The sequence below is a fragment of the Virgibacillus halodenitrificans genome (assembly GCF_001878675.1).
Classification (GTDB): Bacteria; Bacillota; Bacilli; order Bacillales; family Amphibacillaceae; genus Virgibacillus_Q; species Virgibacillus_Q halodenitrificans.
Genome location: NZ_CP017962.1, coordinates 2,080,387 through 2,099,785 on the forward strand (window position 1 = coordinate 2,080,387; position 19,399 = coordinate 2,099,785).

Annotated in this window: 19 protein-coding genes; all 19 read right to left on the minus strand. The window is 36.6% G+C overall.

What is annotated here, in order from left to right; genetic code table 11:
* Positions 1-241 precede the first annotated feature (241 nt).
* The 19 genes from topA to smc all read right to left on the minus strand — a co-directional run bounded on the left by topA (position 242) and on the right by smc (position 19,397).
* Positions 242-2,320, minus strand: a complete 2,079-nt coding sequence (topA, locus tag BME96_RS10920) for a type I DNA topoisomerase (RefSeq protein ID WP_060680821.1) — start codon at positions 2,318-2,320, stop codon at positions 242-244.
* 100 nt (positions 2,321-2,420) lie between these two features.
* Positions 2,421-3,260 (minus strand): DNA-processing protein DprA, encoded by an 840-nt coding sequence (dprA, locus tag BME96_RS10925; protein ID WP_231478610.1) that lies wholly within the window; start codon positions 3,258-3,260, stop codon positions 2,421-2,423.
* A gap of 175 nt (positions 3,261-3,435) precedes the next feature.
* Positions 3,436-4,338 carry a succinate--CoA ligase subunit alpha gene (gene sucD / locus BME96_RS10930; protein WP_040955681.1) on the minus strand — a complete coding sequence of 301 codons (903 nt, stop codon included), beginning with the start codon at positions 4,336-4,338 and terminating at the stop codon, positions 3,436-3,438.
* 43 nt (positions 4,339-4,381) lie between these two features.
* On the minus strand, positions 4,382-5,542 hold the full coding sequence (gene sucC / locus BME96_RS10935; RefSeq protein WP_060680819.1) for an ADP-forming succinate--CoA ligase subunit beta: 1,161 nt from the start codon (positions 5,540-5,542) through the stop codon (positions 4,382-4,384).
* Positions 5,543-5,635: 93 nt separating this feature from the next.
* Positions 5,636-5,917, minus strand: a complete 282-nt coding sequence (locus BME96_RS10940) for an EscU/YscU/HrcU family type III secretion system export apparatus switch protein (RefSeq protein ID WP_019376486.1) — start codon at positions 5,915-5,917, stop codon at positions 5,636-5,638.
* Positions 5,914-7,686, minus strand: coding sequence for a hypothetical protein (locus tag BME96_RS10945; protein WP_060680817.1), 1,773 nt, complete (start codon positions 7,684-7,686; stop codon positions 5,914-5,916). Before BME96_RS10945 ends, BME96_RS10940 begins: the two co-directional genes overlap by 4 nt.
* Before the next feature lie 20 nt (positions 7,687-7,706).
* Positions 7,707-8,474 carry a ribonuclease HII gene (locus tag BME96_RS10950; protein WP_060680815.1) on the minus strand — a complete coding sequence of 256 codons (768 nt, stop codon included), beginning with the start codon at positions 8,472-8,474 and terminating at the stop codon, positions 7,707-7,709.
* A 174-nt stretch (positions 8,475-8,648) separates the two neighbouring features.
* The gene (gene ylqF, locus BME96_RS10955; RefSeq protein ID WP_019376489.1) at positions 8,649-9,515 is read right to left on the minus strand and encodes a ribosome biogenesis GTPase YlqF; all 867 of its coding nucleotides are present in this window, start codon (positions 9,513-9,515) and stop codon (positions 8,649-8,651) included.
* A 9-nt stretch (positions 9,516-9,524) separates the two neighbouring features.
* Positions 9,525-10,085: a signal peptidase I gene (gene lepB / locus BME96_RS10960; RefSeq protein ID WP_019376490.1), complete on the minus strand. Its 561-nt coding sequence runs from the start codon at positions 10,083-10,085 to the stop codon at positions 9,525-9,527.
* Positions 10,086-10,189: 104 nt separating this feature from the next.
* Complete coding sequence (rplS, locus tag BME96_RS10965; RefSeq protein WP_019376491.1) at positions 10,190-10,534, minus strand: 50S ribosomal protein L19; 345 nt, start codon at positions 10,532-10,534, stop codon at positions 10,190-10,192.
* A 136-nt stretch (positions 10,535-10,670) separates the two neighbouring features.
* Complete coding sequence (gene trmD / locus BME96_RS10970; protein WP_060680825.1) at positions 10,671-11,414, minus strand: tRNA (guanosine(37)-N1)-methyltransferase TrmD; 744 nt, start codon at positions 11,412-11,414, stop codon at positions 10,671-10,673.
* A gap of 1 nt (position 11,415) precedes the next feature.
* Entirely contained in the window at positions 11,416-11,931 is a 516-nt protein-coding gene (gene rimM / locus BME96_RS10975) for a ribosome maturation factor RimM (protein ID WP_019376493.1), read from the minus strand.
* A gap of 15 nt (positions 11,932-11,946) precedes the next feature.
* The gene (locus BME96_RS10980; protein WP_019376494.1) at positions 11,947-12,336 is read right to left on the minus strand and encodes a YlqD family protein; all 390 of its coding nucleotides are present in this window, start codon (positions 12,334-12,336) and stop codon (positions 11,947-11,949) included.
* Between the two features lie 73 nt (positions 12,337-12,409).
* Entirely contained in the window at positions 12,410-12,637 is a 228-nt protein-coding gene (locus tag BME96_RS10985) for a KH domain-containing protein (RefSeq protein WP_019376495.1), read from the minus strand.
* A 19-nt stretch (positions 12,638-12,656) separates the two neighbouring features.
* Positions 12,657-12,926 (minus strand): 30S ribosomal protein S16, encoded by a 270-nt coding sequence (gene rpsP, locus BME96_RS10990; protein WP_019376496.1) that lies wholly within the window; start codon positions 12,924-12,926, stop codon positions 12,657-12,659.
* A 125-nt stretch (positions 12,927-13,051) separates the two neighbouring features.
* Positions 13,052-14,395, minus strand: a complete 1,344-nt coding sequence (gene ffh / locus BME96_RS10995; RefSeq protein WP_019376497.1) for a signal recognition particle protein — start codon at positions 14,393-14,395, stop codon at positions 13,052-13,054.
* A gap of 13 nt (positions 14,396-14,408) precedes the next feature.
* Positions 14,409-14,732: a putative DNA-binding protein gene (locus BME96_RS11000; protein ID WP_019376498.1), complete on the minus strand. Its 324-nt coding sequence runs from the start codon at positions 14,730-14,732 to the stop codon at positions 14,409-14,411.
* An 87-nt stretch (positions 14,733-14,819) separates the two neighbouring features.
* Positions 14,820-15,815, minus strand: coding sequence for a signal recognition particle-docking protein FtsY (ftsY, locus tag BME96_RS11005; RefSeq protein ID WP_019376499.1), 996 nt, complete (start codon positions 15,813-15,815; stop codon positions 14,820-14,822).
* A 15-nt stretch (positions 15,816-15,830) separates the two neighbouring features.
* Positions 15,831-19,397, minus strand: coding sequence for a chromosome segregation protein SMC (smc, locus tag BME96_RS11010; RefSeq protein WP_071649079.1), 3,567 nt, complete (start codon positions 19,395-19,397; stop codon positions 15,831-15,833).
* Positions 19,398-19,399 lie beyond the last annotated feature (2 nt).

Here is a 19,399-nt window from a genome sequence, read left to right on the forward strand (position 1 = left end):
GGCCTCGATGAGATCCCCGAACGCGTAGCGTGAGGAAGCTCATCAGCCGCCCGCGGAAAGCGGAATATTTCCCCGTAGTGGCAATTTACGCAGCCTCTATATTCTTAGTTACGTCGCAGTATATCTATTTTCTGCATCATCGTATAACCTGAACATATATATTAAAATCTATTGTCACTATTATTTCACAACGAAAAAACTACTCCATAAAACGAGGAGTAGTTTCAATTGTAATAAAATATTAGGTTTGAGGCTTTTCTTTGTATTCGCAATTTGTACATTGGATTTGTGTTTCTTTTTTGCTCTTCTTCTCTACTAACAATGCGTCACACTTTGGACAAGGTCTTGATATTGGCTTATCCCACGAAATAAAATCGCATTCAGGATAACGATCACAACCATAGAAAACTCTCCGTTTTTTTGTTTTCCTTTCGACCACGTTACCTTTTTTACACTTGGGACATGTTACTCCTATTTCTTTAAGTATAGGCTTCGTGTTTCGGCATTCCGGGAAATTTGAACAAGCTAAGAACTTTCCATATCGTCCCATTTTATAAACCATTTCATGTCCGCAATTTTCACAGTCAATGCCGGCTGGTTCATCACGAATCTCTACTTTTTCCATTTCCTTTTCTGCTATTTCCAGTCTTTTTTCAAAATCCTGATAAAATTCATCAATAATTTTTACCCATTCTGTTTTCCCTTCCTCAATAGCGTCCAAATCGCCTTCCATTTTGGCTGTAAAGGCTGCATCAATAATCTCGGGGAAAAATTCGTCAACTAGTTCAAGGACAATGGTCCCTAATTCAGTTGGGATAAACCGTTTATTATCAATAGTAACATAACCTCTTCGTTGAATGGTATCTAAGGTTGGTGCATACGTTGAAGGTCTGCCAATTCCTAATTCTTCCATGGTACGTACTAATCTTGCTTCTGTATATCTTGGAGGTGGCTGTGTAAAATGTTGATTTGGATTTATTTCTTTGGCGTTTACTTCCATACCTTCTTTTAAATCTGGCAAATATTTATCGTCCTCTTTTTTCTGGTCATCATTGCCTTCAACATAGACTTTCATAAACCCTTTAAATTTGATTTTAGATCCAGTAGCTCTAAACTCGATTCCATTGTTTATTAAATGGACTGTCATAGTGTCTAGTATTGCTGGTGCCATTTGACTCGCTAAAAATCTTTCCCATATTAATTTATATAAACGCAATTGATCCCTTGAGAGAATTGCTTTCATTGTTTTAGGGTCCCGTAAAACTGAAGTTGGTCGAATAGCTTCATGCGCATCCTGGGCGCCTTCCTTCTGTTTTGCTTGCTTTAAATTCCCCAGGTAATCTTTCCCATAAGAATCTTCAATATACCCTTTTGCTTCTTGTACAGCTGTAGCTGAAATTCTGGTAGAATCTGTTCTCATGTATGTTATAAGACCTGTTATCCCGCCGGCTTTCTTTCCCAAATCTATTCCTTCATACAACTGCTGAGCAACCATCATTGTTTTTTTAGCTTTGAAATTTAGTTTACGAGCAGCTTCCTGTTGTAAAGAGGATGTTGTAAATGGTTTTGCAGGATTACGTTTTCTTTCTCTTTTATTTACTTTATCGATACTAAATCTTTTACTATCCAATCCAGTAATAATTTTCTTGACATATTCTTCTGTTTTAAGTGCTTGCTTTTTCCCTTCGATACCATAAAAAGAACCTTCGAAGCTTTCTTTATCCTTTTCGAATAAACCTTCAATGGACCAATATTCTTCAGGTTTAAAGTTTTCGATCTCTTTTTCCCGATCGATAATCATTTTTAATGCTACAGATTGGACACGACCAGCACTTAGGCCTTTCTTTACCTTCTTCCATAGTAGTGGACTTATGTTGTAACCCACTAAACGGTCAAGAATTCTTCTTGCCTGCTGTGCATCTACTAAATCTGTGTCTATCGTACGTGGATGTTTAAAAGACTCTTTAATTGCATCTTTGGTGATTTCATTAAATACAACCCGACATTCTGATTTTTCATCTACATTTAATATATGTGCGAGATGCCAAGCAATGGCCTCTCCTTCTCTATCCGGGTCAGCTGCAAGATATATTTTCTTTGCCTTTTTGGCTGCAGCCCGTAAATCTTTTAATACATCACCTTTTCCCCGTATAGTAATGTACTTTGGTTTAAATTGATCCTCTATATCAACACCCATTTGACTTTTTGGAAGATCACGGACATGGCCCATGGATGCTTTTACTTTATATTTTTCCCCTAAATATCGTTCAATTGTTTTAGCTTTTGCTGGTGATTCTACGATTACTAGATAATCTGACATTGTATTTCCTCCCAAAATGCACTTGCAAATAATAAATGGAAATCTTCACTAATAGTAAATATATACTTCACTTTTGTCAAACATACGGTAAATTTTTATTTTATAGGTGGGAGAATTTACTTTGAGGATTTGTTGACTGAAGATTAGATAGATTATGTCCATGTTCGTACCATTCCTCGATAATATCTTGCGGACTCTTAACAAGCATAGCTCCTTCTTGAATCATTTTATGGCATCCTTCCGTTTGAGGTATAAAAGGTGAGCCCGGAACAGCAAACACTTCTCTCCCCTGCTCAAGAGCCTGATCCACGGTGATTAGAGTGCCACTCCTTTCTTTTGCTTCAATTACAAGTGTACCAAAACTAAGTCCACTGATAATACGGTTTCTTTCCGGAAAATGGTATCTTTGCGGAGGCATATGTGGGGGATACTCAGATAAAACAAGACCTCGTTTTGTGATATCGTTAAATAAAGGAATGTTATGCCGTGGGTAAATATGTTTGAATCCACCTCCTAAAACGGCTATTGTTTTTCCGTTATTATTTAAAGAGAGATAATGTGCATGACTATCTATTCCTGCAGCCATACCACTAATAATAATCCAACCAAGCTCTATTAATTCTTCTAGCATCCATTTTGTTTTATTTTTTCCTTCTATAGATGGATGTCTTGTGCCTACTACACTTAAAGAGGGTGTTTGGTGTAAAAGGGTAACATCCCCAACCGCATACAGCACGAGTGGGGCATCAGGAATGTGTTTTAATAATGGAGGATAGACTTTATCAAATATGGTTAGGATATTATATTCTTTTAAATAGACTGTGAGTTGGTTAAAAATTGAGTTACTTCGAAGATCATTGTAAAAATAATTACTAGCCTTCGGAGTCAACGCGTAGTGTTGAGCTAAAGCAGCAGGAGAGAGATGATAGATGTTATTCAAATGAGGATCCTTTCTTAAAACATTGCGGATAAAGCGTCGTGTTGAACCTCTACATAAGGCAATATGAATTAATCTTTTACGAATGGAATTCAGTTAAATCCCTTCCTTCCTAGTAATAGTATAATAACAGGAACCTGTCAAAGTATCTTCCAGGTTCCTGTTTATAATGAATTTATTAATGAGTTTTACATTTTTCTTTTAAACCATTTTCTTCTAGTGCTTTTATCATTGTTTCACCCATAACAGCAGGAGTTTGAGCTACTTTTATGCCACATTCATTCATGACACGAATTTTTTCATCAGCAGTTCCTTTTCCTCCAGAAATAATAGCACCGGCATGTCCCATACGTTTTCCTGGAGGTGCAGTAGCTCCACCGATAAAGCCGACTACAGGCTTCTTCATATTTGCTTTCACCCATTCAGCCGCCTCTTCTTCTGCAGTACCGCCGATTTCTCCAATCATAATTACTGCTTCTGTTTCAGGGTCCTCATTAAAGGCTTGTAAAACATCAATAAAGTTAGTTCCGTTTACTGGATCTCCACCAATTCCTACTGCTGTAGACTGGCCGTAACCTGCTTCAGATAATTGATGCACAGCTTCATAAGTAAGTGTTCCTGAACGAGAAACTACGCCAATATGTCCTTTTTTATGAATATATCCAGGCATAATACCTATTTTACACTCTTCTGGTGTAATAACACCAGGACAGTTAGGACCAACAAGACGTGTTTTCTTGCCTTCCATATAACGTTTAACTTTTACCATATCCATGACAGGAATATGTTCCGTAATGCAGATTGCAAGATCTAATTCTGCATCCACCGCTTCCATGATTGCATCTGCAGCAAAAGGTGCAGGTACATATATAACGGATGCAGTAGCACCAGTCTGATCAACTGCCTCTTTAACTGTATTAAAAACGGGTACTCCTTCTACTTCAGTACCGCCTTTTTTAGGAGTAACTCCACCAACAATCTTGGTTCCATACTCGAGCATTTGCTTTGTATGGAATTTTGCTGTTCCACCTGTAATACCTTGGACAATTACTTTTGTATCTTTATTTACATATACACTCATTTTCGTCCGTCCTTTCTACATGATCTTATTCCGAATAAAATTACTACTTAACCATGGAAACTATTTTTTCAGCACCATCAGCCATCGAACCTGCAGATGTGATATTCAAACCAGACTCTTCAAGGATTTTCTTCCCTAATTCCACGTTTGTTCCTTCTAAACGGACTACTAATGGAATTTCAAGACCAACTTGTTTAGTCGCTTCCACAACACCTTCGGCGATTACATCACACTTCATAATACCACCAAAGATATTAACAAAAATCCCTTTTACGTTGGAATCGGATAGAATAATTTTAAATGCCTCTGTTACCTTTTCAGCAGTAGCACCGCCCCCAACATCAAGGAAGTTTGCCGGATCTCCGCCATAATGTTTGATAATATCCATCGTGGACATCGCAAGACCAGCACCATTTACCATACAGCCAATATTACCATCTAGAGAAATATAGCTCAGGTCATATTTTGATGCTTCGATTTCCTTTTCATCTTCTTCGTCAAGATCACGTAATTCCATTACATCCTTCTGACGGAACAACGCATTGTCATCAAAGTTTAACTTTGCATCTAATGCAAGAACTTCCCCATCACCAGTAGTAACTAATGGATTAATTTCAGCAATTGAGCAATCCTTTTCCACAAATGCAGTGTAAAGGCTTGACATAAATTTAACAGCTTTACCGATTAGTTCATCAGGAATATTAATATTAAAAGCTAGTCTTCGAGCTTGATAGCCTGATAGGCCTACTACAGGATCAATAACTTCTTTAAAAATCTTTTCTGGAGTAGCTTCAGCGACTTCTTCAATTTCTGTTCCGCCTTCTTCTGAAGCCATCATAACAACGCGGGAAGTGGCACGATCAAGAACCACACCTACGTAATATTCTTTTTTAATATCACAGCCTTCTTCGATAAGAAGTCTCTTTACCTCTTTACCTTCTGGCCCCGTTTGATGTGTTACCAACGTTTTACCAAGTATTTCATCAGCGTATGTACGCACTTCGTCCAAGTTTTTAGCAATTTTTACACCGCCAGCCTTTCCTCGGCCGCCAGCATGGATTTGAGCTTTAACTACAGTAACGCCACTTCCTAGTTTTTTTGCAGCTTCTACAGCTTCATCAACTGTATATGCAACATGCCCATTAGGAACGTTCACGCCATAGTTTCGCAAGATATCTTTCCCTTGATATTCATGAATGTTCATCCTTAATCCTCCCATCAAAATTCACTGCATTTCTATTGTATTAAAAAACAACAAATTTCACAAGAATAAGGGAAATTTGTTGTCACAGAATTGTTATTGTTTTTCGGTATGATTAAGATTTTTATCCGTATGGTAAATAAAAGCAAAGACTTCTGCTACTGCCTGATACAACTCCTCAGGGATTTTTTCATTTATATTAAGTTCTGCTAGAAGCTCAACAAGAGATGGATCTTCGAGCACTGGGATGTTATTTTCTTTTGCTTTATTAATTATATTCTCAGCTGTCAGACCTTTTCCTGATGCAGAAACTACAGGTGCTGTCTGATTGCTCTGATCATATTTAAGCGCGGCTGCCTTTTGCACATGCTTGTTCATACCCTATAGTCCACCCCTTTGTATGGATTTGTATTAACGCTATGATCAGCTTTTTCAAGCTCTTTTATATTGCCGTCCTTTAGTTGTATATGTGTAAGGTTATAATCTAGCTCTGTGAGCTTATTCTTTAAAACTGCCTTCAAGCTCTCAGGTAGATACTTAAGATGCCCTGATTGATTAAAAACTGTAAGATTAATATTTCTCTTTTGGATATTCATGTCGATAATTGTATTTTTAATATTCGCAAGCTCCAAATAAAAAACGATATGACAATAATCCGGGTCAATTTCCCCATTATCTTTTCTTTTGCCTTTAAAATCAAGTTCAAGATCATTTTTTAAGCCAATTTTTTCACCTGGTAATAGAAGATTAGCTGCTATCCCACTAGAAGTATCCATTACTGAATTCAGCTGTATTCCATTAATATAATGAAGGAGCTTTTGACTCTGCTCTGAGATAGAACCATCATTATTGGAAAGTATTTGTATTAATAATTGCTTTACAGTTATCTCATTAGTTAGCCCTTTTGATATATTGTGCTCGTCGTTCAAACCAATATGATTCAATTGGTGATTGAGATGCAATAAGAATTGCTCTTTAGGTGAGGATAGAGAAAAATTACGGTCCTTATTTATCCTTCCTAATAATCTTGTAGCTATGGAATACAAGTTTTCGTCGGACAAACTTTCTATAAATGCGAAGACGCGGTCTAATGAGACTGTATTATTTTTCAAATATGTTGTAATATATTGCTTTTGTTCAACCGTCAATAGTGGGGAGATTTTATCATTAATCTGTTGCCTTAGCTGTGCAAATAGTTGTGTCGGTAGCTGTTCTATAGATGGAGAAAGTGTTTTCCAAAAAGATATCATTTTTTTGGCTTCCTCCATTAATATCATTTTATTCTCAACCATTTTTGTTAGCTGAGAAGGTAAATTACCCATCAACTCTGGTCGTAAATTGCTTAGGGCTGCCCCCATTTCACTTGATAAGGCTGAATTAGGATTAGTTTTATTTACTTGTGCCATCAAGTTTTCTTGCTCAGTACTACGTATTCCTCCCCCACTCATACCAGTAAAACGAAAAAACCTGTCCATGTCATAACCTGCTACTTTCATTTCATTGTATAGTTGCCTGCTAACAATATTTTCTATACCTCGCGGACGTTGTAACAGATCATGTAATTGATCATGTAATACTCGGTGGTCGCCATTGTTTTGTAACTGGTTATATAAGGCTTTTAACTCTTCGTTTAGTGAAATGGAACCAAACCTCGTTTCAAAAGCTGCGTAGGTTGAAGTAGTTAAAGGGATTTTCCCTTCGATCATCTGCACTAGTATGCGAATGGCATCGGTTTTATTTTTTGTAGCCCCTAATAGCTGGAGTGCTTTTACTAATTGGTGTTTATCAAAAGGGATTTTTTTGTTAATTAATTCATCTACAAGAGTAGTGGAATATTTAGTTACCTTTAGACCTAAATGATTTATCAGCTCATCTATATTTTCTTTTCCCTTACTTTTGCTTATCTTTCCCAACACCTTTAATCGTACCATTTGGTCTGTAGAGGTTACTAAAAAATGATACCTTCCTCCAATTGTTAAGGAAGCTTCTAATTGAGCATTCATCCTTTTATTACCAAGCTGGATTAAAGCTTTATTATCAGGAAATATTTTCAAAATATGACCTTTTAGAATCTGACCAGACTGTAGCTTAGGTTGATTGGATATTATTTTGGCAGAATGATATCCATTTATTTTAAATGCATCCAATCAGAGAACCTCCTTGTAAATTATATTAAATCTTTTATTGGAGCAAATGATTTTCTATGGTACGGCGTTATACCAAATTCATCTATAGAAGCAAGGTGCTCCTTTGTTCCATAACCCATATTTGTAGCAAACTTGTACACAGGGTATTCTTTATGTAAATCCTTCATAATACGATCTCGAGTTACTTTGGCCAGCACACTCGCTGCTGCAATTGATATGCTTTTTGTATCCCCTTTTATGAGAGATTCTGATGGACATGATAAACCTTTCAGTTCAACTGCATCTATTAAAACGTAATCAGCATTTGGCTGAAGCTTATTAATTGCTTCGTTCATAGCTGTTTTTGTTGCCTCAAATATATTTATTGCATCAATTTGTTTACTATTAATAATGGAAATACCGTAACTGATTGCTTTCTCTGTTATAATTGAATAAAAACTATTTCTTTGGCTTTCGTTTAATTGCTTCGAATCGTTCAATCCAGGTAATTTAAACTCTTGTGGGAGAATTACTGCGGCAGCAACTACAGGGCCAGCTAAAGGCCCTCTTCCTGCCTCGTCCACGCCAGCAATTAATTGATATCCTTCTTTATAACATTTATTTTCATATGTACTCATTTTCAAAAAGGCTTCTTCCAACTCTCTCTCTTTTCGTTTTTTATTTTCAAACCGATTTAAAAGTTGCTGCACGCCTTTTCGCTCATCATTTTTCAGAGCTAAAAATAATTCTTCACTGATCTCTCCTGTATCAAATAAATTTCTTATTTCCTTAATTGATTGTTTTTCCACTGGCTCCCCATACCTTCCTCTATCTATTTATATCGGCAATTTATTCTATTTGTTTATGACCGGCCATAATAACAGTTTAATAAAATTACTTGTATACATTATTGTAGTAAAATAGAAAAGCCGAACTGATTCGAATTTCAATTAGAAAGTTCGAATAATCGTTCGGCTAAAACATTATTCCACCAATTCCCTTGAATCCTCCGGAGATTCCAAAGTAATTCTTCCAAGCCTGCCTGTTCTTAGATCACGAAGTACAAGGTCGGACACTTTTTGAAGATTAACATTTCCTCCGCTCTCTAGGGCTCCTCTATTCTTGCCTATCGATTCAAAAATATGCAGCATATCTGTTGTTTCACCGGCAAGATCATACCTTTGCTCTAGTAAACCAGGGTAATGTATTTGCATATATTTTATAACAAACACAACAATATCCTGTAAAGAGAGTAATTGATCTTTAATTGTTCCAATAGCGGCTAGTCGGTATCCGACAGTTTCATCTTCAAATTTAGGCCATAGTATACCTGGAGTATCTAGCAGTTCAAAGTCTTTTTTTACTTTTATCCAAAGCTGTTGTTTGGTTACACCGGGACGGTCGCCAGTCTTGGCAATTTTTTTGTTCGCAAGCCGATTTATCAGAGTGGACTTACCTACGTTGGGAATCCCGATAATCATCGCCCGCGCAGGTCTTGGTTGTATTCCTTTTTTCTTAAGTTTTTCCATTTTTTCTTTTCCTAGCTCTTTAGCTAATTGAATTACTTTGTTTATATCAGCTTTTTCATTTACATTTACTGCTAAAGAGGGTATGGATTGACTTTGAAAATAATTTATCCAGTTTTCCGTTTCCTTCTGATCAGCTAAATCCCTCTTCATTAAGACAACCATTTTCGGTTTATTTTGCAAAACCTGTTGCAACATAGGATTTTGTGATGATAGTGGAGCACGAGCATCAACTAATTCCATTACAAAGTCAACTAACTTTAATTTCTCTTCAACTTCACGTTTTGCTTTTGCCATATGGCCTGGAAACCATTGTATTGTCATATTTATTACCTACTCTCCTAATGTCTGTATCCTCTGAAAAGGCCAATATATAATACTTGTTCTTCCAACAAGCTCATCAACTGGAATAACACCGAGCATTCGGCTATCTGTAGAATTACCTCGGTTATCCCCTAATACAAGCACATGGCCTTCAGGGATCACTTCATGATTGCCAGGAAGCTCCTCCAATGTAAAGTCACTGGTGAGAATTTGATATGATTTCATGTCTTTTTTTTGTTCGCTTAAAAAAGGCTCTTCCACTAAGTCCCCGTCAATATAAAGATTGTTATCACTAACTTCGACATGTTCTCCAGGTAAACCGATGACCCTTTTAATAAAATCTTTTTCCTCCGAAGCATGAAATACAACTACATCAAATCGTTCTGGCTCGTGTAAACGATATACAAACTTATTTACAATCATTTGATCACGGTCGTGTAAGGTCGGCAACATCGAGGGTCCGTCTACCACAATAGGAGCGAAAAAAAACATACGCACGATAAATGCTAACCCAAATGCTATTAATAAAGCTTTTAACCAATCAAACCACTCATTTTTCTTTTTAGCCATGGCGCTTCCTCCGAATTTCTTCTTCCTCTATTGTATCCTTATTTACTTTTCTATAAAAGCAAAAAGGAGCTTGTACATAAGACAAGCTCCTTTCCAAGTTTTTATTATCTGCGTTCTTTAATACGTGCTGCTTTACCACGTAGATTACGTAGATAGTAAAGTTTAGCACGACGTACAATACCACGACGAGAAACTTCAATCTTATCGATACGAGGTGAATGTACTGGGAATGTACGTTCAACACCTACGCCATAAGAAAGTTTTCTTACTGTAAATGTTTCGCTGATTCCACCGTTTTGGCGCTTAATAACAACACCTTCGAATACCTGAATACGCTCACGAGTTCCTTCTACAACTTTAACGTGAACTTTTACAGTGTCACCCGGGCGGAAATCAGGATGATCTGTACGAAGCTGTTCCTTCGTAATATCTTCGATTAATTTTTGCATCCTGTTCACTCCTTCCAAACCAATGCTCATATCTCAATAAGTGACAGCGGAACATCGTTTATGCGGCTTAAATAACTCTTTAAGCACATCATATAATATACCATAACAAGAAAAATAGATCAATAATAATTAAGAATTATTTTTCCTCACTCATTACCTCTTCTAATAAAACGTTGTCTTCTTCCGTTAAGCACGTTTCATCAATTAAATCTCTTCTGCGTTGATAGGTTCTTTTTAATGATTCTTTTCTTCGCCATGTCTCTATCTTGGCATGATCTCCTGAAAGTAGTATTGGGGGCACCGATAACCCACGAAAGTTTGCAGGTCTTGTGTAATGAGGATATTCTAATAATCCTGTGGAAAAAGAATCTTCGGGAGCAGATTGCTTATTCCCCAATACATCTGGAAGCAGCCGAACAACACTATCAATAACTACCATAGCTCCAAGCTCTCCCCCGGTTAGGATATAATCACCAATAGAAATCTCATCTGTCACCAAATGTTCTCTGATCCTTTCATCATACCCTTCATAATGCCCACAAATAAATATTAGATGTTCCTCTTCTGAAAGCTCCTCCGCCTTTTTTTGAGTGTAAGCTTCCCCTTGTGGACACATTAAAATAATGCGCGGTTCTTTTGTGGAATTCGTCTGTTTCTTTGCACAATCAACCGCATCAAAAATAGGCTGGGGTGTTAACACCATTCCGGCGCCACCGCCATATGGATAATCATCTACTTTTTGATGCTTATTCTCCGTAAAATCACGAAAATTAATTAAATCATAACTGTATTTATTTTTCTCATGTGCTTTATTTAATATGGATGACTGGAACATCCCTGTCAACATTTCCGGGAACAGTGTCAAGACATCTATATGCATCTTAATCAAGCAACCCTTCCATCGGCTTAATCACAACTTTTTTTTCCTGAGTATCTACTTCCTTAACCACTTCTTCTATATATGGAATAAGCAAATCTTTTTGACCAGCACGTTGGACAACCCAAACATCATTGGCTCCAGGAGAAAGTATCTCTTTAATCTTTCCTATTTCTTCATTTTCTTCGGAAAATACGGTGCAGCCAATAATTTCGTGATAATAGAATTCATTCTCTTCCAGTTCAGTAAGCTGATCTTCTGTTATTTCTAAAGATGCTCCTTTAAAGCCTTCAACGTCGTTTATAGAGTCATAACCCTCAAAAACAAGTAAATCAAATCCCTTGTGTATACGGTGCGATTTAATTACTACTGGAAGTGGTTCTTTATTTTCTTTGATCACATAAACTGTATTTCCCTTATTAAAACGTTCTTCAAAGTCACTTATCCGAACCACTTTGATTTCCCCGCGTATTCCGTGGGTATTTACTATTTTACCTATTTTGTACATTATCTTATTCATGCTTTCACCTACTAACTATTCATCTATTCGAACGACAGTTTCGTCCTTAATTATAATTGCTTTTTCTTTTATTGGTTCATTCCAATCCATACCTACAGAAACCTCAACAAGAGCTTCAACTTGGTCTTCTATAATCTCACTACCCATTTCAAGCATATCCAATTGCTCAATTTTAAAGTCTGCTAACTTTATTTTTTCTTTTCGATTTTTTATCTCTTGTTGAAAACGTTGACTAATATCTTGTTTGGATACCCCTGGTTTATTTTGTAGCTTTCTTTGTTCAAAAAGCAGTTGTTGACACTCTTGTTCAAGCCGCATTTTATGGCTTGTAAAGTTGTTCTTTAACTTTTCTTTACTTCTCTCTGTTACAATTTGTTTAATCAGGACTTTTTGGATAATTTTCACGTAATTTCCTCACTCTCACAAGTAATACAACTACCAGAGATGTAGAAAAAGGGAAAGGTATCCCCCTTCCCCTTCACATAATATCAAGATAAATACGTTTTCCACTATCCGTCTTTGCAGCATAAACTACAGTACGGATTGCCTTTGCAATACGTCCATTTTTGCCAATCACCTTGCCTACATCCTCTTGATTTACAGAAAGGTGATAAACTACTTTTTCATTCTCTTCGGTCTCTGTCACCACGATATCTTCGGGATGATCAACGAGAGAAGTAACAATAGTTTCAATTAGGGCTTTCATGATATATCACACTACTTTACTATTGATTTTTCTGTTCGTGGAATTTCTTCATGATGCCTTCTTTTGAGAAAAGATTGCGAACTGTATCACTTGGCTTAGCACCTTTTGTCATCCAATCCAATGCTTTTTCTTCATCTATTTTAACTTCAATTGGATTAACTACTGGGTTGTATGTCCCGATTTGCTCAATCTGACGTCCATCACGAGGAGAACGTGAATCAGCTACAACGATACGGTAAAATGGATTTCTTTTTGAACCCATACGTTTCAAACGAATTTTAACAGCCATGATTTGCACCTCCAAATTTAAATGTCTCACACAAGATTAAATTCTAACAGAAAGTAATTTGTCTGTAAAGTGTTTTTACATTACATTATAATTTTATTCTAATACCAACATTTCATTTTGCTATCTTACATAAACGGGAAATTTAATCCTTTGCCTTTTTTCCCCTTTTGCATATTTGTCATTTGTTTCATCATTTTCTTCATTTCTTCAAATTGCTTTAACAAACGGTTTACTTGGGAAACCGAAGTCCCCGATCCTTTAGCAATCCTTTTCTTGCGACTAGCGTTCATAATACTTGGGTCTTTACGCTCTTTTTTTGTCATTGATTGAATGATTGCTTCCACATGTGAAAGTTGCTTTTCATCAATTTGGGCGTTTTTAAGACCTTTCATTTTATTAGCACCTGGAATCATAGACATTAACTCATCTAACGGGCCCATGTTTTTTACTTGACCCATTTGCTCGAGAAAATCATCGAAAGTGAAGGACATCGTCCGCATTTTTTCTTCTAATTCCTTTGCCTGTTTCTCATCCACATTTGTCTGAGCTTTTTCAATCAAAGAAAGGACGTCACCCATACCTAAAATCCTTGATGCCATACGGTCTGGATGGAATGCCTCGAGTTGGTCCAGTTTTTCTCCCATACCAGCAAATTTAATTGGTTTGTCCGTGACTGCTTTTATGGAAAGAGCAGCCCCTCCACGAGTGTCGCCATCAAGCTTCGTTAACACCACACCAGAAATATCCAATTGATCATTAAAGCTCTCAGCGACGTTTACTGCGTCTTGCCCTGTCATAGCATCCACAACTAAAAATATTTCATCAGGTTTTACAGTTGATTTAATTTGCTGTAATTCATCCATGAGGTCATTATCAACATGCAAACGACCAGCTGTATCAATAATTACATAATCCCGATGTTCTTCCTTTGCCTTTTCAATAGATTGTTTGGCAATATCTACTGGATTCGCATCAGTTCCCATAGAAAATACAGGCATATCAAGCTGTTCACCTAATGTCTCCAATTGATTTATCGCTGCAGGTCGGTATACATCACATGCCACCAATAACGGAGATCTATTATGCTTTTTTCGCAAGAGATTAGCCAGTTTGCCAGATGTAGTTGTTTTACCTGCACCTTGTAAACCAACCATCATAATCACTGTAGGCGAGCGGTCAGCAACAGCTATTTTACTTTGCTCTCCCCCCATTAACTCACGTAATTCATCCTGAACAACCTTAATAACCTGTTGACCAGGAGTTAAGCTTTCCATCACTTCTTGACCAATAGCCCGTTCTTTAATTCTTTTAATTAAATCTTTAACCACTTTAAAGTTTACATCAGCCTCTAACAAGGCAAGACGAACTTCTCTTGTCATTTCCTTTACGTCTTGTTCAGATACCTTCCCTTTACCAGTGATCTTCTTAATTGTACTCTGTAAACGGTCGGCCAATCCTTCAAATGCCATAGAAGGTTTCCCCCTAATCTATATCTTTTAATTGATGGAGTTTATGCAATAGCTCCGTAAATTCTTTGGGAACCATTGTCTCGAGTTCTTTAATTAAAACAACTCTATTCTTAAATTTACTGTATAAATGCAATTTTTCTTCATAAGATTCAAGCATCGCTTCCGTCCGTTTTATATTATCATATACAGCCTGTCTGGAAACATTGGAAACCTCGGATATTTCCCCTAATGAATAGTCTTCCAAGTAATACATTTCCATATAATTTCTTTGTTTGGGTGTCAGCAACGCTTGATAGAAATCGAAAAGATAATTGATTCTGGTAGTTTTTTCGAGCATTATACACCCCGCCTTGTTAAGTGATTTCACTTTACAATTTATATTTATCTTACAGAAATAAAACAAGACTTGTCAAGCTGGCTTAATTTATTCCTCTTCTTGTAGCATATCAGCAAAAAGACCGTAAACAAAGGCATGCGCATCAAATTCTCTTAAATCGTCCATTTGTTCACCCAAGCCAACGAACTTAACCGGTATTTGCAGCTCATTACGAATAGCCAGGACGATTCCACCTTTAGCAGTCCCATCCAATTTAGTTAATACAATGCCAGAAACATCTGTTGCCTCTGAAAAGGTTTTGGCCTGGGTAAGTGCATTTTGGCCAGTGGTCGCATCAAGTACGAGAAGTACTTCATGAGGAGCCCCTGGGACTTCTTTCTCAATTACTCGTTTTACTTTTGACAGTTCGTTCATTAAGTTCACTTTATTTTGCAGTCTACCAGCTGTATCACAAATTAAAACGTCAGCATTACGTGATTTAGCTGCTTTAATGCCGTCGAAAATCACAGCCGCTGGATCGCTTCCGGCATTTTGCTTGATTACGTCTACACTTGCACGCTCACCCCATATCTCTAATTGCTCTATGGCTCCTGCCCTAAAGGTATCGCCTGCAGCAAGCACAACATTTTTCCCTTTTTGTTTTAATTGATGAGCTAATTTCCCTATAGATGTCGTTTTACCAACTCCATTAACACCAACAACTAATATAATGGAAAGTTGCCCTTCCTCCAAATGTAACTCTTCTATCTTTTCATCTGCTTCTCCGTAGTATATCTCTACTAATTTTTCGGAAATTATATCTTTAACTTCTTTCGTATCACTTATATTCTGTCGCTTCACTTCCATTTTCAATTCATCAATAAGATCCATTACCGTCATTACACCTACATCAGCAGAGATTAAGATCTCTTCCAACTCTTCAAAGAAATCTTCATCCACTTTACGATACCGGGCAATTAAATTATTGATTTTTCCTGAAAAAGAGCTGCGAGTCTTCTTCATACCTTCCTTGTATTTTGCTGATACTTCTTCTTTTTCTTCGCTCTGTTTAAATTTATTTCTAAATTTATCCATAAATCCCATGATCGATGGTCCTCCTTATGAATTCACTAGTTCTTTTGTATCCTCAAGCCGTACAGAAACTAGCCTTGAGACACCAGATTCCTGCATGGTCACCCCATACAATACATCTGCTTCTTCCATTGTACCTTTTCGGTGGGTGATTACAATAAACTGAGTATCTTCACTATATAATTTTACGTATTTCGCAAATCTGACTACGTTCGCTTCATCCAAGGCTGCCTCTACTTCATCTAGTATACAAAAAGGCACAGGTCTAACACGTAAAATAGCAAATAATAAAGCAATTGCAGTTAATGCTCTCTCTCCACCAGATAACAAGCCAAGGTTTTGTAATTTTTTCCCTGGGGGTTGGGCTACAATTTCTACACCAGTTTCAAGCAGTTTTTTTGGATCCGTCAGCTTTAACTCTGCACGTCCTCCCCCGAATAACTGATGAAATACGACTGCAAACTCCTCTTTGATTTGAGAAAATGTCTCATCAAAACGCTTAATCATTTCTTCGTCCATCTCTTTTATTATCGCATAGAGAGTTTGCTTTGCTTCTATTAGATCTGCTCTCTGTTCAGTTAAAAATGAATAGCGTTCATTAATCCGTTTAAATTCATCAATTGCGCCAATATTGACTGTTCCTAAGTTTTCTATTTGTTGCTTTAATTGATTAACAACGGCCTTTGATTTTTCTATATCCTTCGTTTTTTCGTAAGCTTGCAGTGCTTTTTCATAGGTAATCATATAGTCACTCTGAAGTTGAGAAAGATGGTTTTCCAACTCAACATCCAGCCGATTCGCTTTTACTTCCTTTTGTTGAATTAATTGTAACTGTGTTTGATGTTTTTTATTTTCTTCCTTAATTTCTCTTTCGTTATCTTCCAAAAGTTGGCTTCGATTGGTTCGTTCCAATCGTTTTCTTTGAATAGAGTCAGTCAGACTGGTTTTACTTTCTTTATTTGAAATAATAATATTATCTAATTCTTCTTCCGTGTGAGTGGAATTGTCTACATATTTTATCTCGACAAGTTCTTTCTGAAATAAATCATACTGTTGTTGTAATTCTTCTAATTGATTTTGTACTCCATTGGTCTTTTCCTTTTGGCTTTTCATTCGTTCTTCTTGCTCAGCCAATAAAACTTGTTTCTGATGAAGTTTGCTTTTGTTGGCATCTTGCTGCTCATTATACATCTTTTCCTGCTTGGTTAAATCATCCATTTTGTTTTGCAGAGAATTCAATTCCTCTTTAATCTTGGTAAGTTCAATGGTTAATTGTTTTTCACGTTGAATAAGAGAGTTATGGTCATTTTTATATTGGTTTCTATCATAATCATACATTTCAAGCTGGCTATTAAGTGCATCAAGCTTCATTTCTTGTTCTTTCGAATTAGAATAATGTTGCTGAAGCTTTTCTTTAGATTCAATTAATATCGATTCCTCATCGCTTAATTGTTGTTCAAGTTCTTTAATACGCTGCCTTTTATCCTTCACTTGCTGTTCAAACGAGAGTGTCTTCTCTTGAAAGTCTTTTAACTTATCCGTTAACTCTTGAAGTTCTTTTTCTCTTGTAAATAAAGATTGATTTGTTTTCTTATTTGCTCCGCCAGACATTGCACCACCTGGATTAACTACATCCCCGTCCACGGTAACAATACGAAACTTTCTCTTTACAATTCCTGCTATTTCGTTTGCATCTTTCAGCGACTGGGCAATAACCACATGTCCCATTAAATGTTTAACTGCTCGGGAAAATGATGCGTCTATTTTTATCAGATCGGCGGCAATGCCAACAAAGCCCGGATGTTCTTTTAATTTATAGAGTAAATCTGGAGAAATATACCTTTCTTGAATGCTGTCTAACGGAAGAAAGGTTGCTCTACCGTTGTTTGTTTTTTTCAGCCAGTAAATAGCATCCCTAGCTGCTTTTTCATTTTTTACAACGACATGTTGGGATTGTCCACCAAGGACTGTCTCAATAGCAGTTATGTATCTATTTGGCACATCAATAAGTTCAATAACTGCACCATATATGTCATGCAATTTTTCATTCTCACGTGCTTTAAGTATTGCTTTTACCCCTTGGAAGAAACCTTGAAAATCCTGTTTCATTTCTTGGAGCATTTCTTGTTTAGATTTCAGCTTCTCAATATACTGGTATCCTTGATAAAGTTTACTTTGAGCTTGCTCGAAAACAGTCCTTTCAGCACTTATGGAATCCTTTATATGCTGGATCAATTTTTCTTTATCTTCAACTTCTGCTTTAGAGATTGATAAAGAGGAGGAGAGTTTCTTCACAGATAGTTGTGTATCTTCTCTGTTCTTTAGTAATTCCTTAAACTTCACATCCTGTTGATCCTTTTTACCATTAATTTGTTGCAATTGCTTTGCAATAGATTGTAATTCATTTCTTTTAGCTGCTTGCTGATTTAATAACTCAATATAATCAGATTTCAAATCCTCAATTTGTTCAGCAAGTGCTTCCTGATCAAGCTCTAAATAACCTTTTAGTTCCTTTATACTTTGCTGTGTAGATTTCTTTCTATCATTAAGTGCAGATAATTTCTTTTTTTCCTTGATAAATTCTTCATGAAGTTTACCAATTTTCACTGAAGTTTGATCTATTTGCTTCTCTAATTTCTCTCTATTCTCGGTAGCATGCTTTGTTCGTTCATGAAGCAACTTCTTTCTTCCTTCATACTTTTCCAATTCCTGGGTAGTCTTTAGCAAATCTTCCTGAAACTTTTCTATTTCTTGATCCAATAGCTGCAGCGCATTTCTTTCCCGTTCAACAGTAGCCTCCTTACCCTGTATCGCGGTTTTCAAAGAAATTTCTTTCTCTTTCTCCACTTCAATGTCTTTTAATAAATTTCTCCATTGGGTGTGAAGTGTATCTATGACAGTTATAAGTAAGGAAACTTCACTCTGTGTAAGTTCATCTTTAAACTGTAAATACTTCTCAGCCGTCTTGGCCTGATTCTCAAGAGAACTCATCTGCTGTTCAACCTCATTGACAATATCCTCTACACGGTTTAAGTTTTCCTGAGTTTCTGCTAATTTATATTCTGCTTTTTTCTTTCTTTGCTTATATTTTAATACTCCTGCAGCTTCTTCAAATATGGTTCTTCTCTCTACAGCTTTTGAACTGAGAATCTCTTCCACTTTTCCTTGGCTTATTATGGAGAAAGCCTCCCTGCCAAGACCAGAATCCATAAATAAATCGACAATATCTTTCAGTCTGCAAGCTTGTTTATTAATATAATATTCACTTTCTCCTGAGCGGTATACACGTCTTGTTACGCTAACCTCCTCATAATCCAAAGGAAGAGCATGGTCATTATTATCAAGAACTAAGGTAACTTCCGCGACATTTAATGCCCTTCTTGTGTCACTGCCTTGAAAAATGATATCTTCCATTTTAGAACCACGTAGCGATTTTGCTGATTGTTCCCCAAGGACCCATCGTACCGCATCAGTAATATTACTTTTCCCGCTTCCATTTGGGCCAACTACTGCAGTAACACCGGGCACAAAATCAACATGGATTCTCTCTGCAAAAGATTTAAAACCCACACTTTCCAACCGTTTTAAAAACATAT

Coding starts and splice junctions, on each gene's coding strand:
- ylqF (WP_019376489.1), bottom strand. CDS start 9,515: ATGACAATACAATGGTTTCCAGGCCATATGGCAAAAGCAAAACGTGAA.
- rimM (WP_019376493.1), bottom strand. CDS start 11,931: ATGAATAAGATAATGTACAAAATAGGTAAAATAGTAAATACCCACGGA.
- BME96_RS11000 (WP_019376498.1), bottom strand. CDS start 14,732: ATGCTCGAAAAAACTACCAGAATCAATTATCTTTTCGATTTCTATCAA.
- sucC (WP_060680819.1), bottom strand. CDS start 5,542: ATGAACATTCATGAATATCAAGGGAAAGATATCTTGCGAAACTATGGC.
- topA (WP_060680821.1), bottom strand. CDS start 2,320: ATGTCAGATTATCTAGTAATCGTAGAATCACCAGCAAAAGCTAAAACA.
- lepB (WP_019376490.1), bottom strand. CDS start 10,085: ATGGCTAAAAAGAAAAATGAGTGGTTTGATTGGTTAAAAGCTTTATTA.
- BME96_RS10985 (WP_019376495.1), bottom strand. CDS start 12,637: ATGAAAGCCCTAATTGAAACTATTGTTACTTCTCTCGTTGATCATCCC.
- BME96_RS10940 (WP_019376486.1), bottom strand. CDS start 5,917: ATGAACAAGCATGTGCAAAAGGCAGCCGCGCTTAAATATGATCAGAGC.
- ffh (WP_019376497.1), bottom strand. CDS start 14,395: ATGGCATTTGAAGGATTGGCCGACCGTTTACAGAGTACAATTAAGAAG.
- trmD (WP_060680825.1), bottom strand. CDS start 11,414: ATGCATATAGATGTCTTGACACTGTTCCCGGAAATGTTGACAGGGATG.
- rplS (WP_019376491.1), bottom strand. CDS start 10,534: ATGCAAAAATTAATCGAAGATATTACGAAGGAACAGCTTCGTACAGAT.
- rpsP (WP_019376496.1), bottom strand. CDS start 12,926: ATGGCTGTTAAAATTCGTTTGAAACGTATGGGTTCAAAAAGAAATCCA.
- sucD (WP_040955681.1), bottom strand. CDS start 4,338: ATGAGTGTATATGTAAATAAAGATACAAAAGTAATTGTCCAAGGTATT.
- smc (WP_071649079.1), bottom strand. CDS start 19,397: ATGTTTTTAAAACGGTTGGAAAGTGTGGGTTTTAAATCTTTTGCAGAG.
- ftsY (WP_019376499.1), bottom strand. CDS start 15,815: ATGGGATTTATGGATAAATTTAGAAATAAATTTAAACAGAGCGAAGAA.